Annotated in this window: 17 protein-coding genes and 3 pseudogenes; 11 read left to right on the top strand and 9 right to left on the bottom strand. The window is 36.3% G+C overall.

Annotated features, from left to right (window positions below):
* Positions 1-77 precede the first annotated feature (77 nt).
* The 3 genes from K6984_RS20620 (at position 78) to K6984_RS20610 (ending at position 1,857) form a co-directional block, all read left to right on the top strand.
* The gene (locus K6984_RS20620; protein ID WP_221897212.1) at positions 78-578 is read left to right on the top strand and encodes a hypothetical protein; all 501 of its coding nucleotides are present in this window, start codon (positions 78-80) and stop codon (positions 576-578) included.
* A 333-nt stretch (positions 579-911) separates the two neighbouring features.
* Positions 912-1,559 carry a nucleotide-binding protein gene (locus K6984_RS20615; RefSeq protein WP_221897211.1) on the top strand — a complete coding sequence of 216 codons (648 nt, stop codon included), beginning with the start codon at positions 912-914 and terminating at the stop codon, positions 1,557-1,559.
* The gene (locus K6984_RS20610; protein ID WP_221897236.1) at positions 1,552-1,857 is read left to right on the top strand and encodes a hypothetical protein; all 306 of its coding nucleotides are present in this window, start codon (positions 1,552-1,554) and stop codon (positions 1,855-1,857) included. The genes K6984_RS20615 and K6984_RS20610 overlap by 8 nt, the downstream gene beginning before the upstream one ends.
* Positions 1,858-2,034: 177 nt before the next feature.
* Here K6984_RS20610 and K6984_RS20605 read toward each other — a convergent pair whose 3' ends face one another.
* From K6984_RS20605 to K6984_RS20585, 6 genes and pseudogenes are all read right to left on the bottom strand, one after another.
* Positions 2,035-2,175 (bottom strand): hypothetical protein, encoded by a 141-nt coding sequence (locus K6984_RS20605; protein WP_221897210.1) that lies wholly within the window; start codon positions 2,173-2,175, stop codon positions 2,035-2,037.
* Between the two features lie 27 nt (positions 2,176-2,202).
* Positions 2,203-2,331, bottom strand: coding sequence for a hypothetical protein (locus K6984_RS34360; protein ID WP_263458819.1), 129 nt, complete (start codon positions 2,329-2,331; stop codon positions 2,203-2,205).
* Between the two features lie 188 nt (positions 2,332-2,519).
* Positions 2,520-2,870 (bottom strand): annotated as a pseudogene (locus tag K6984_RS20600) (transposase); the annotation flags it as partial.
* A gap of 85 nt (positions 2,871-2,955) precedes the next feature.
* A complete protein-coding gene (locus K6984_RS20595; RefSeq protein ID WP_221897208.1) occupies positions 2,956-3,285 on the bottom strand; it encodes a DDE-type integrase/transposase/recombinase in 330 nt (109 codons plus the stop codon).
* Entirely contained in the window at positions 3,257-3,844 is a 588-nt protein-coding gene (locus K6984_RS20590; RefSeq protein WP_221897207.1) for a transposase, read from the bottom strand. The genes K6984_RS20595 and K6984_RS20590 overlap by 29 nt, the downstream gene beginning before the upstream one ends.
* Positions 3,845-4,228: 384 nt before the next feature.
* Complete coding sequence (locus tag K6984_RS20585) at positions 4,229-4,915, bottom strand: IS6 family transposase (protein WP_221897206.1); 687 nt, start codon at positions 4,913-4,915, stop codon at positions 4,229-4,231.
* Between the two features lie 1,004 nt (positions 4,916-5,919).
* Between K6984_RS20585 and K6984_RS20580 the strand changes: the two are divergent.
* Positions 5,920-6,258, top strand: a pseudogene (locus tag K6984_RS20580) (IS66 family transposase); the annotation flags it as partial.
* On the opposite strand, the gene K6984_RS20575 reads toward K6984_RS20580, so the two are convergent.
* Positions 6,259-6,942 carry an IS6 family transposase gene (locus tag K6984_RS20575; RefSeq protein ID WP_221897205.1) on the bottom strand — a complete coding sequence of 228 codons (684 nt, stop codon included), beginning with the start codon at positions 6,940-6,942 and terminating at the stop codon, positions 6,259-6,261.
* Between the two features lie 78 nt (positions 6,943-7,020).
* Here K6984_RS20575 and K6984_RS20570 point away from each other — a divergent pair, with 78 nt between their 5' ends.
* The gene (locus tag K6984_RS20570) at positions 7,021-7,689 is read left to right on the top strand and encodes a hypothetical protein (protein ID WP_221897204.1); all 669 of its coding nucleotides are present in this window, start codon (positions 7,021-7,023) and stop codon (positions 7,687-7,689) included.
* Here the strand turns inward: K6984_RS20570 and K6984_RS20565 are convergent.
* Both K6984_RS20565 and K6984_RS34355 read right to left on the bottom strand, forming a co-directional pair.
* Positions 7,584-7,805 carry a hypothetical protein gene (locus K6984_RS20565; RefSeq protein ID WP_221897203.1) on the bottom strand — a complete coding sequence of 74 codons (222 nt, stop codon included), beginning with the start codon at positions 7,803-7,805 and terminating at the stop codon, positions 7,584-7,586. The genes K6984_RS20570 and K6984_RS20565 overlap by 106 nt on opposite strands.
* A gap of 27 nt (positions 7,806-7,832) precedes the next feature.
* Positions 7,833-7,961 carry a hypothetical protein gene (locus K6984_RS34355; protein WP_263458596.1) on the bottom strand — a complete coding sequence of 43 codons (129 nt, stop codon included), beginning with the start codon at positions 7,959-7,961 and terminating at the stop codon, positions 7,833-7,835.
* 54 nt (positions 7,962-8,015) lie between these two features.
* Here K6984_RS34355 and K6984_RS20560 point away from each other — a divergent pair, with 54 nt between their 5' ends.
* The 6 genes and pseudogenes from K6984_RS20560 (at position 8,016) to K6984_RS20540 (ending at position 12,992) form a co-directional block, all read left to right on the top strand.
* Positions 8,016-8,324, top strand: coding sequence for a hypothetical protein (locus K6984_RS20560; RefSeq protein ID WP_221894087.1), 309 nt, complete (start codon positions 8,016-8,018; stop codon positions 8,322-8,324).
* A 66-nt stretch (positions 8,325-8,390) separates the two neighbouring features.
* A pseudogene (locus K6984_RS36435) lies at positions 8,391-8,582 on the top strand (IS6 family transposase); the annotation flags it as partial.
* A gap of 56 nt (positions 8,583-8,638) precedes the next feature.
* Positions 8,639-8,926 carry a hypothetical protein gene (locus K6984_RS20555; protein ID WP_221897202.1) on the top strand — a complete coding sequence of 96 codons (288 nt, stop codon included), beginning with the start codon at positions 8,639-8,641 and terminating at the stop codon, positions 8,924-8,926.
* Between the two features lie 71 nt (positions 8,927-8,997).
* A complete protein-coding gene (locus K6984_RS36430) occupies positions 8,998-9,084 on the top strand; it encodes a helix-turn-helix domain-containing protein (protein ID WP_420831697.1) in 87 nt (28 codons plus the stop codon).
* A 12-nt stretch (positions 9,085-9,096) separates the two neighbouring features.
* Positions 9,097-12,345 carry a helicase-related protein gene (locus K6984_RS20545; protein ID WP_221897201.1) on the top strand — a complete coding sequence of 1,083 codons (3,249 nt, stop codon included), beginning with the start codon at positions 9,097-9,099 and terminating at the stop codon, positions 12,343-12,345.
* Complete coding sequence (locus K6984_RS20540) at positions 12,345-12,992, top strand: DUF4391 domain-containing protein (protein WP_221897200.1); 648 nt, start codon at positions 12,345-12,347, stop codon at positions 12,990-12,992. Before K6984_RS20545 ends, K6984_RS20540 begins: the two co-directional genes overlap by 1 nt.

The following is a 12,992-nucleotide window of genomic DNA, read 5'->3' as shown; positions in this document are numbered from 1 at the left end:
GGTTGTAGTGAGTATCTGAAATGTCGTACAGTTCAGCTGTTATCCTAAATATAAAATTAATTACTACTTAACAAGCCATGACTCCCTTATCAGACAAAGACCTCTATTCAGCCATCACTTACGCCCGAAACCTTAATGAAATTGAAGGCCAGCAAATCCTTACTGACTTCCATATTGAACAACCTGCCCTATCAGGAACAATATTTAATATTTTTTCTGGAGTTATTGATAATAATAATCGAGATATGGGTGCTTACTTTATGGATTTATGTTTCGATTATTTGTGTGTTTATAGCTATGCTTTTGGTAAAGCTAATTCACAAACAGAAGAATGGATCATTGAAAAAATGGGAGAGATTCAGGCTGGTTTAACGGCTATTAAAAATAATCAAATCACCCTACCCCAATTTACTATTGTGCAGCGTAAATTTTATGATGTGTTAAAAGACTCTATTGTTGATTATGCTAATGAGCACCCTGCTCGTATTCCTTATATAGAAATGACTCAAAATATGATGCTGGCAACGCTAAACTTAATTGAGAGTTTGTACGTAAAGAAAAATAAAACGCTGCACTAAAATTCTCTATCTTTTAGTATTTTAAGAAGAGTTGTATGCCAAAGGCATTTATTAATTTATACCGCCCCCTCCCACCAAAAGTCGCCATTGTGTTTATTGATGGCAATAAACACTTACAAGATTTAGCATCCCCTATTATTGGTTTTCAACTATAAGGGGCTTTTAGTGTTTGGGTGTCGTCGGCTATAGATTAAATGAGAAGAGGTATCTAATTGGAAAACAAAACTAAATTCATTCTGAGCATCATAAATAGACAATATGATATGATATGACTTCATATTATTTCATACGATTTGAAATGATATGGGATGACATAATTCAATATGAGATGAGATGATTATTTTAATCGGTGGAGAAAAAGGTGGTACTGGTAAAACAACCATTGCAACCAACATGGCTGCAATGAGAGCTTTAACAGGTCGTGATGTATTGTTAATCGATACTGATCCTCAAGGTAGTGCAAATTATTGGGCACAAAGTAGAGATGAGGAAGGCATTACGCCTCGTGTTGCTTGTGTTCAAAAATTCGGAAAAGGCCTACCTAAAGAAGTTCAAGATTTAGCAAGCCGCTACGAAGATATTATTATTGATGCTGGTGGTCGTGATTCAATTGAGTTACGTTCAGCATTAGTTGTTACTGAAAGATTATTTGTACCTATTCAACCTTCTCAATTTGATATTTGGACACTAAACCAAATGGAAGAACTGGTTGATACAGCAAAGGCATTTAATCCTGATTTAGTTGCTAAAGTAATTATCAGTAGGGCATCTACAAACCCATCTGTTCATGAATCTAATGATACGGCTAAATTATTAAATGACTTCGATAACCTAGATTTATCTGAATCAATCATTCGTGATCGTATTGCATACAGAAAGGCAGCGAAAGATGGTTTATCAATAGCAGAGTTGAAGCCTAAAGATCAAAAGGCAGCAGCCGAAATGGAATTATTGTACGAAGAGGTATTTGGCGATGAGTGAGTTAAAAAGTAAATTACCTGGTAAATCTAAATCTGCAGCTGATTTAGATGACTTTTTATCAGGTGCAGAGGAAAAAACAGCACCTAAAAAAGAAGCCGTGAAGAGAAAATACTCTTACTCTTGGGAAGATAAAGGTGTTCGTGATGATGTTAAGAAAACTTATAATTTAAGGCTATCAGAGCCTTATTTATTGAAGCTTAAATTTATTGCTGAAAACACACCAGATAGCATGCAGAAGTTTTGTATTGATTTAATAGAGAAAGAAATTGATAATAAAATCAAAGAGCTAACAAAGTAGTATGATTCGATATAGTCTCATATCATACTATATCATATTATTGCTATTCCCTAACCTCGTTACTGCTGGGAATAGCGAACCTATTTTTAATTCTATAAAACCTCACTCCATTACAATTATTGGCGAACAACACCGTCACCCTGAATCAATTGAGTTCTTTCAATCTTTAATAAAAGGTTACCTAAAAAAAGACTCTCGCTGAAAATCCTGGAAACGGAGCTTTAGCGAAGTGAAGATTTTTAGTCCGCGATAGCCGTAGGGCCGTTGTTTTGTCGGAGTCTGAGCGTTAGCGAAGGTGGAGACAAAATAAAAGGCCATCCGACACGGCGTCAAGTCATTTGGAGCCTATGTTCCGACCCCTTGTTGGGTCGGGACGAGGTGACGAGGACGAATCGGGGCCGCCGGAGGCATAAGTGGTCGCGTTAAGTTTTTTCTGCTTGCTTGGGCTGGGATGCCCAAAACAAGCTTTCGCAAAAATAGCGACTCCCCGAAGCTTTAGAAATAAATAGTAACCAACAGCCTATTATTGAAAAAATAGAGCGGGGGATGGCGGTTGCTTCTGATTTCGAAATATCACAAATTATTGACCAACCAGCATTACGGAGAATTATAGCACCCCAAAGAGTCAAGACAGATTTTTCAACAATCCTTATTCCATATTCCTAAGCCGCTTCATTCTGCTGTTCATTAGCTAAAATACTTTCTCTATATACATTCATTGGTTTTTTATAGTCCAGGGTTTCATGAAACCGTTGATGATTATAAAACTCAATATAGTCATCAACATCTTCTATTAACGCTCTAATTGAACCATATTCATTTAAATAAATACGCTCACATTTTGCACTTCGCCAAAACCGTTCAATACAAATATTATCCGTTGCTCGTCCTTTTCCATCCATAGAAATAGTAATGCCTTTGTTTTTTAGTCGTTGGGTATGAATTTCACTGGTGTATTGACTGCCTTGATCCGTATTAAAAATTTCAGGTGTTCCGTAGAGAGAAAGCGCTTCATCTAATACTCGATGTTAAAGTTTTTTAACTGATTGATTTTATTGATAATTTTACTGACAAAGAAAGCATCAACATCATTGTAAATCAATCACTTATAAAACAAAGCCGGAAAAATTTACTTTTCTTAGCCCAGTTATAGCTGAAAACTTGAACATCGAGTAATACATCCATAACTAAAAAAGAATCCATTGTGTTTGATATTTTATGGGCGAGCACTGCTTTTGAGTGCCAATCAATAATCGCCGCTAAATAAACCATCCCTTCTTTGGTTTTAATATAGGTTATATCTGTGCTCCAAACTTGGTTAGCGTGTGATATATCAAGATCTCTAAGCTTATAAGTATATTTTTTATGTTCTTTTATGGGGATCGTTGTATTGACTTGTTTAACCGCTAATACGGCTTTCAAGCCCATCTGCTACCGGATAACTCGCCACCGTGTTTAAACTGACTTTAAAACCATCCTCAAGCAACTGCTGGTGTACTTTAGCCGCACCATAAATAGGGATGTCTTTAAAAATGTGATTAATCTGAGTTTTGATCTCTTCTTTCTTTTTATTCTCTCTTTTTTTGTAATAGAGATTGCTTCTATTTAATCCTAATAATGCACACTGCTGTGTTAGAGGTAGAGTGTTAAGCTTGGGCTCAATCAACTGTTTTCTATCAGATGAGTCCAAGCTTTTTAGCTTTTTTTCGAGCCACTCCTTTTCAACCGTCATTTTTCCTACGATTTTTGTGAGCATCTCATTTTGTTCTTGAGCTGCTAATAGATCCTCTTTGTAATCTTTAACGGCTTTGGAGGGCTCCATTGCTATTTCTGCATTGTCTAAGAATATTTTTTTCCAGTTTTGTAGGTTCTTAGGTGTGATGTTATTTGCACTGGCAATTTCTTGCAGTGTTTTTTCATTCTTTAAAACTTCTAATACCAACTTGCTTTTAAATTCAGCACTGTAGACCGTTCTTTTTCTGCTCATTTTAATACTCCAATTTTTGTAACTACTCAGCGTGTTTTTTAACTTTAAAATCAAATGGATATATTTTAATTTAACCTTACTTTAGTCATTTTCACCTTTAAAAAGGGGTGAAAATTGGACTAAAATTCAGAGAGATACATTAATTATTATTTTAAATCAATCTGTTATGAGTTTAAATTACGCTGAGTAGTTACCAATTTTTTACAAATAGTAACTAATTTGGAATAAGATTGCTTTGATTTCTTGTCTGGATTTGCTGGGGGATTATAAATACGAAATCCTGAAAAGGTCAGTCTTAATCCCTTCATAAACAGGGCTACTTTCTAACCTGGGGTTCTGTGGCAAGAACTTATCGTGACGGCAAAACTTGGTTATAACTGACCTTTATGCAGCTAATGAATAAAACTGTCCTGCAGGAGACAAACCATCCCCTCCGAACATTTGTCCTTTTTTGATCATTTTCATTATCTCAATACCTGCTAATGTTTTTTGGGCCCTATGGAAGTTTTTAAAACCCAACATAGGGCGAGTTATTCGTTTAATGTTCCTATGATCTTGTTCGATAATATTATTCAAATATTTACATTGACGGATTACAATGGGTTCCACTTTAGGGGTATCTGAGTCTTCCTTATTGATGCTATTAAGCGCTGCTTTATTGGAACCACTCTTATCAATATTGACTAATTCAGGGCGGCCATTTCTCTTAATGGCTTTCTTAAAAAAGCGCTTGGCTGCTTTCATATCACGCTTTGCGGTGAGTAAGAAGTCAATGGTATTGCCTTCTTTATCAACGGCACGATAAAAATATTTCCACTCTACTTTGACTTTAATATAGGTTTCATCCATCCGCCACCGTCCATTAACAGGACGCTTCTTTTTATGAAATTCTTTCTCTAATTCAGGTGCATAATTTATCAACCACCGATTAAGGGTGCTGTGGTCAACATGATAGCCTCGTTCTTCAGCTATTTCCTCAAGATTGCGATAACTGAGTGGATAAGCCAAGTACCATCTGACATTTAGGAGAATGATTTCTTTTTCAAAATGACGCCATTTAAAACTAAGCATATGAACCTTATTTTATTCGAATTGAGACTCATGATAGCAGGTAACACGGAGAAGTGAACTTTATGCGACAGAACCTGTTCAAGTACTAGCTTCATCATAGGAAGCTAAACTACATTTTTGATATAAGCAATGATGGGTAAGTTTCTTTTAAAGAGTAGACGCCTCAACTACGCAAAAAAAACCAAAACAACCTAAGTGATAATTCGTTTATATCTCATTGTATATATATTTATTGATTTCTTAAGAAAAAAAACCAAAAAAAAATCAAAACCATAAACCCTAAAACATTATTAAAAACAACCCATTAAAGGGATTGTATTTAACTATAAATGCATTATATATAAACATAAAAACCAAGAAAAATAAAAACAACGTAAATGACAAAGGGTTTATATCTCATTGTATATATATATTTATTGATTTCTTAAAAACAAAAACCCTAAACCCTTAAAAACCTGTTAAAGACGCCCCCCCTTAAGGGGGGGGGCGTCTTTAACTATAAATGTATTTTATACAGCTATAAAGGGTATAGATTAAGCTTTCTTCTAAAGCCTTCTCCTTATTAATTTGTTTTGCTTTTTCTTGGTTTTTTCTTTTAAGAAATCAATAAATATATATATACAATGAGATATAAACCCTTTGTCATTTACGTTGTTTTGCTTTTTCTTGGTTTTTGTTTTTATGTTTATATATAATGCATTTATAGTTGAGAATATTCCACTTAAGATATTGTTTTCAATAAGGTTTTAAGGGTTTAGGATTTTGATTTTTTTTGTTTTTTTCTTAAGAAATCAATAGATATATATATATTAGATATAAACCAATTATCATTTACGTTGTTTTGCTTTTTGTTTTTTTTATATTTATATATAATGCATTTATAGTTGAGAATATTCCACTTAAGATATTGTTTTTAATAAAGTTTTAGAGGTTTTGGGTTTTGATTTTTTTTGGTTTTTTTTCTTAATAAATCAATGAATATAAATTACTTATCATTTGCGTTGTTAGGTAAAGCCATTCGTTACACTATTAACCAGTGGGGTAGCTTGATCCGCTATATTGATGACGGTAATATACAAATTGATAATAATGCAGCTGAACGGCATATCAAACCGTTTGTGATTGGACGTAAAAACTGGCTGTTTAACCAGACACCACGCGGTGCAAATGCCAGCGCACTACTTTACAGTCTTGTGCAAACAGCCGTTGCTAATAACCTGGAACCTTTTGATTACCTGAAATACCTATTAACTGAACTACCCAAGCTGGGTAGGCATTATGAACCAGAAGGGTTCTGTCGCAATAATTATCAAAAGCGCAGACCTCCTGGTCTTCAGGCATAACTATCCTGCTAAAGCCATAAACTGCTTATAAGCAGGAATTTTTTCCTCCGACAACTGTCCCTTTCGGATCATATGTGCCGTTTCAATTCCATCAATGGTTGCTTGAGCGGAGTGAAACGCTTTAAAGCCCATCATCGGTTTTGTTATTTTTTTGATAAAGCGGTGATCCTGTTCGATGATGTTATTCAAATATTTAACCTGTAATATGTCGATCATAGTGGCACACCCAGCGAGGATTAACAAGAGGTTAATATTGGCTAATCCTGCATAGTTAGCGCCACTTTTATCCATAACGACCTTATCAGGAAAGCCATTATTGTTAATCGTTTGTTTAAAAAATGCGGTTGCAGCCTCTTCATCACGGCGCTCAGAAAGCATGAAATCAAGCGTATCCCCGTGACTATCAACAGCTCGGTATAAATAGGTCCACTGACCCTTCACTTGGATATACGTTTCATCCATGCGCCACGATTTGTTGGTTTCTCGTTTCTCAGATTTAGCTGTTACAGCAATGGCAGGAGAATAACGGATAACCCAACGATTGAGCGTAGCATGATCCACTTCAACACCTCTTTCTTCCATAGTTTCTTCAAGGTCGCGATACGAAACGCCATACCTGACATAAAAGAAAACAGCATAAAGAATGACATCTTTTGGGAAGTGAGTGCCTTTGAAGCTGAGCATATGATCTACCTTTTATTGAAATTGAGAATTATGATAGCAGATAACGTCGGGAAGGGGGATTTATGCGACAGAACCAGTATGCTTGAGGCATTTGAACAGCAGAGCTATCATCTTCACTCTGAAACACTGCTATCGCAAGGCATTGATTATCTTAAAGCATTCCCGGAACTTGACGAATACACCATAGAAGCAGCGGATGGACATTTTATTGATCATGCCTGCCATACTGAAAAAAACAGCAAGGGGAAAGTTTATGCGGCCGGGGGGATTTACGCGTTGAATCTCAGAAGTGGGTTGCTCAGATTTCTTTGTCTGGTGACAAACGGAACTCAGAGACATCAAGAAATACCTGTGTTACGAGATCATATTGAAAAGCAAAACAAGGGAAATAACAGCTCTCAGAAACATCTCTATGTCTACGATAAAGCCGTCACCGACTTTGTCTGGTGGGATCGGCAGAAACGACATGCTAATTACATGATTTCAATGCTAAAAGAAAATTCAATTGCGACTCTGGTTGAGTCTATCCCTTTTGACTCCCGCCATGAGATCAATACAGGAGTTGAAGCATGCAGTGTGTACGAAAACAAGGGCATCAAATTTAACGTGGTGGATTACCGTGATCCAGAAACCGGAAAACTTCACCGGTTTGTGACAACCTTGCCAATGACTATTAACCCTGGAACCATTGCCATGCTGTATTTCAAGCGATGGACGATTGAAAAGACATTCAATAACACTCGCTGAAAATCAGGGAAACGTAGCCTAAGCGAAGTGATTATTTTTAGTCCGCGATAGCCGTAGGGCCGTTGTTTTGTCGGAGTCTGAGCGTTAGCGAAGGTGGAGACAAAATAAAAGGCCATCCGACACGGCGTCAAGTCATTTGGAGCCTATGTTCCGACCCCTTGTTGGGTCGGGACGAGGTGACGAGGACGAATCGGGGCCGCCGGAGGCATAAGTGGTCGCGTTAAGTTTTTGCTGCTTGCTTGGGCTGGGATGCCCAAAACAAGCTTTCGCAAAAATAGCGACTCCCCGAAGCTTGGTCTTCCAATACCCGCTCACTTGAAAATCAAATGCGCCTGACTGCAATGAGCTATAATTTAATGCGCGTGTTTGAAGAGATTTCAAAAACACAACAGCCAGAATTGATTCATCCATCGGATAAAAAATATAGCGAGGCTCTGGAGATAAGGCAGCAACAGGCTCAAAAACGAGATCGTTTTGTGAATCCATTATTTTTCCAGGCAAGAATATCTCGTATCAGCTCGTATACCATTCGGGCAGTTCAAAACGCAATAATAACAGGAATGTCTTTACAGTGCTTTATGAGCTCTCTTGTGGCGAGGTTAGTTTCACGGCCTCAATTGATAGGGGAACACTGATGATAAACATGGCAAAACCACCTAAAATAAACCTCGATACACCAGCATTGTGTATTTCAGCTACTCAATAATTGGGAAACTTCAGCTGATAAGGTCGTTATGGATAAAAGTGGCGCTAACTATGCAGGATTAGCCAATATTAACCTCTTGTTAATCCTCGCTGGGTTTGCCACTATGATTGACATATTACAAGTTAAATATTTGAATAACCTCATCAAACAGGATCATCGCTTTAGCAGGATAGTCAGGCGCGCCATGCTACCTCACGAAATTCCGGGACTCCTGTCGCCATAATTCGTTCACCTACGCAGCGGATGGGAGATGCCCTGAACGCCCTGCGTCCGCAACGACTACGCACAAAAGCCGCTTCGTCATTACTACCTCACTGGCTGGACGGCTATTCGGAATGCAATTCTTGCTCCTCTCGCGTGCTGCTAGCACACGTCGAATCAGCGAATTGCCCTATCGCCTATCAGGGACTAAAAATCACCACTTCGCTAAGCTCCGTTTCCATGATTTTCAGCGTATGCCTGAAGACCAGGAGGTCTGTGCTTTTGATAATTATTGCGACAGAACCGGAAGGAGTCCAAGGTTATCGCTAATGAAGTAAGTAAGGATATGGATAGATAGTCTTATACTCGATGTTCAAGTTTTTCCATCCCATTGCCAATTATTGAACAGTGGAAAAACACAAGCCGAAGTAGGAGAGTTGTTAGGTGTTTCAGCTAATACTATTGATCGGGAATTAAAAAGAAAATAGGGCATTATCATTGTGATAGAAAGTTTTAATAACAAGACCGATAAAGTTGGCGATGATTTTAAGAAAACCATTACTACGGGTAGTAAAGTTGATATTGCAGCAGGTATATTTTCTATTTATGGGTATGCAGCATTAAAAAAAGAACTCGATAAAATTAAGCAACTCAGGTTTATATTCACCGACCCTACCTTTATAGAACTGGATAAAAACAAAAGAGAGCAAAGACAGTTTCAAATCAATTCTAATCATCGAAAAAAAGCAATCAGTGGTTCTGATTTTGAGATAAATTTAAAAAATGAACTTACAGGGAAAGCTATTGCACAAGAATGTAAAAAATGGATTGAACAAAAGGCTTCCTTCAAAACAAATGCTGTAAATCAATACATACAACCGCATTTAAGATTAAAAAATGATAAAAGTAACTTTGTTTATATGGGGATCAATGAATTCACCAGTACAGGACTAGGTTATCAAAAAGACAATACTATTTTAAATCAAATCATCAAAACGGATGATTTAGATACAACCCAGCAATATTCCCAAAATTTTGAAGATGTATGGAATGATGAAAAAGTATTAAAGGATGTTACAACAGAAGTCATTGACTACATAGCGGAGCTATACAAAGAAAACTCACCCGAATTTGTTTACTATGTAACCCTACATAATATTTTCAATGAATTTTTAGAAGATGTCTCTGAAGATGAACTTGCCAATGAAAAAACAGGCTTTAAAGAATCTGTTATATGGAATAAGCTCTATGATTTTCAGCGTGACGCTGTTTTAGGCATTATTAACAAATTAGAACGTCACAATGGCTGCATTTTGGCTGATAGTGTTGGTTTAGGTAAAACATTTTCAGCGTTAGGGGTTATTAAGTATTATCAAGAACGCAACCGCACTGTATTGGTACTCTGCCCTAAAAAACTAGGCGATAACTGGAAAACATTCTTAAATAATTATGATGACAACCCATTAATTAAAGACCGCTTTAATTACGATGTTTTGTATCACACCGATTTATCAAGAAACAGAGGATTTTCAAATGGCATTGATTTATCAAGAATTAACTGGGGAAATTATGACCTCGTGGTAATTGATGAGTCCCATAATTTCAGGAACAATGACCCGAAAAAAGATAAAATCACCCGCTACCAGAAATTACTTCACCAAGTCATGCAAGCAGGCGTTAAAACAAAGGTTTTGATGCTTTCAGCAACCCCTGTAAATAATAAGTTTACTGATCTTAAAAACCAGATTGCGCTAGCTTATGAAGGACAAACCCAAGTCATAGATAACCACATGGATGTTAGCCAATCAGTTGATAGCATTCTTAGAAACTCACAAAAAATATTTAATGACTGGTCTAAATTAGAGGATAAAGAACGTACTAGCCAACAACTTCTAAGTCGTTTAAATACAAATTTTGACTTTTTTAAATTACTCGATAGCGTCACCATTGCCCGAAGCCGAAAACATATCGAAAAATATTACGATATGGAGAAAATTGGTAAATTCCCCACGCGATTAAAACCTATAACACACCGCTCGGATATTACAGAACTCAAAGGCTTTATTGGCATAGCCTACTTATACCAAGAACTATCAAAACTGAATTTATGTACCTACTCACCTATGAACTATATCTTAGCCAGTAAGGCGCAGTTTTATAGTGACTTATATGATACCGAAACCAATCAAGGCTCAAGTTTTAAACAATCGCATAGGGAAAAAAGCCTACAAACGCTTATGCGAGTCAACCTACTTAAACGCCTAGAGAGTTCAGTAGATTCCTTTAGAATTACCCTAGAAAAACTGGTTAATAGAATAGAAAGCAATATCAATAACATTGAAGACTTTGAACAAAATGGCACCAAAAGCTATACCGATGAGCCACAGGTTAATGATATTAATTTAGATGTTGAAAGCGATGATTGGCTAGACACCGAATTTAGTATTGGCGATAAAGTAAAAATCAACCTCGCGGATATGAATACATCAGGCTGGAAGATAGACTTACAAGAAGATTATGAAATAGCTAATGCTCTGCTCAATGAAATAAAACAAGTCACACCTGAGCATGATAAAAAACTACAAGACCTAAAACAATTTATAACCAATAAGACCAACAACCCCATTAATGACGGCAATAAAAAAATCATCATCTTTAGTGCCTTTTCGGACACCGTAGATTACCTATATAAAAACACAGCACTCTATAGCAAAGAACAGCATAACCTTGAGAGTGCGAAAATAACGGGATCAGATAAAAATAAAACCACATTAGACATTGCCAATGAATTTAATAATATCCTTATCAACTTCTCACCACGTTCTAAAAATAGGGGCAACACAACCGCCCCAGAAATAGATATATTAATTGCCACCGACTGTATTTCAGAAGGGCAAAACCTGCAAGATTGTGACACCTTAATCAACTACGATATTCACTGGAATCCTGTAAGAATAATTCAACGCTTTGGGCGAGTGGATAGGATCGGGTCACAAAACGAAGTTATCCAGCTTATTAACTTCTGGCCGCAACTTTCCTTAGATGATTACATTAATTTAAAAAATAGAGTTGAAAGTAAAATGTTCATGGTGGATATGACTGCCACAGGTGAAGACAACGTATTAACTAATCAATCTTCTGATTTATTATTCAGGAAAAAACAACTGCAACAGCTACAAGATGAAGTTGTTGATATAGAAGATGTAGATACAGGCGTGTCTATTACGGACTTAGGGCTTAATGATTTCCGCATGGACTTAGTGAATTACATTAATGAAAATGGCAGTTTAGAGAGCGTCCCAAGTGGCATACATACTGTGTGTAATAAAGTCATTGAAAAAGGCATCCATGAAGGGGTTATTTTTGTTCTAAAAAATATTAATAGTGACGTTAATATTGATAGTATCAACCAGCTACACCCGTTCTATCTTGTCTATATTAAAGAAAATGGGGAAATACTTTCTAATCACCTCAATGTAAAGCATACCCTTGATATATTAAGACTGCTCTCAAAAGGCAAAGATGAGCCAATTAGAGACGCTTACGAATACTTTAACTTAGAAACAGACGATGGTAATAATATGGATGCTTACTCAGACATGCTCGGTGATTCCATAAACTCTATATTAAATACCAAAGAAGAGAGTGATGTAGACAGCCTTTTTTCAGAAGGTGGAACTAGCGCATTAGTCAATAGTATTAAAGGGCTAGAAGACTTTGAATTACTCACCTTTACGGTCATAAAATAATGAGCTTACACCTACCTGATAGCGCATTAGTTAATCGATTTATAGCCAAAACCAAGTTCTATGAGAAAGCAGCTATAAGCTCTAAATTAAAAGATGATTTTGTTAATAAAATACAAAAAATCACTTGGCAATATAAGCTCTCAGAAAATACGTTAGGTATCAATAAAACAGCCGCCGTGACAGAAATACAAGTCTTTGAGATTGAATTAAAAGAGCAGCTTATTCCTAAAAACATTCTTGCGCTGATTGATAAAGTCATTCCTTATCAAATTCTTTATCAATTCAGATTTAATGAACATATTGCTTATGCTATTACTTTAAAAGGTTTAAGTGATATTGAAAAACCAATGCCAACAGATTATTACTTTTCAGAATGGAATGAGCCTGTTCAGTTTGATTTTACAGGCACAGACTTAGAGCAAGTCTACCAAAAGCTGATTAAAGCTTTTATTAAAAATCAAACAACAAAACAAAAGGATTTTAAGGTGGTTATCGAAACTGACCATAAAACCAAACAGCTAGAAAAAGACATTGCCTTACTGACTAAGAAAATCAGTAAAGAAAAGCAAATGAATAGAAAAGTCGAGTTGAACAAGACATTATTAGATAAACAGCAGCAATTACAGCTTATAAAGGACGTATCGTGA

Source organism: Bathymodiolus japonicus methanotrophic gill symbiont, from assembly GCF_019721995.1.
In the GTDB taxonomy this organism is placed as follows: domain Bacteria; phylum Pseudomonadota; class Gammaproteobacteria; order Methylococcales; family Methylomonadaceae; genus Methyloprofundus.
This window is presented reverse-complemented; position numbering and strand designations above follow the sequence as displayed.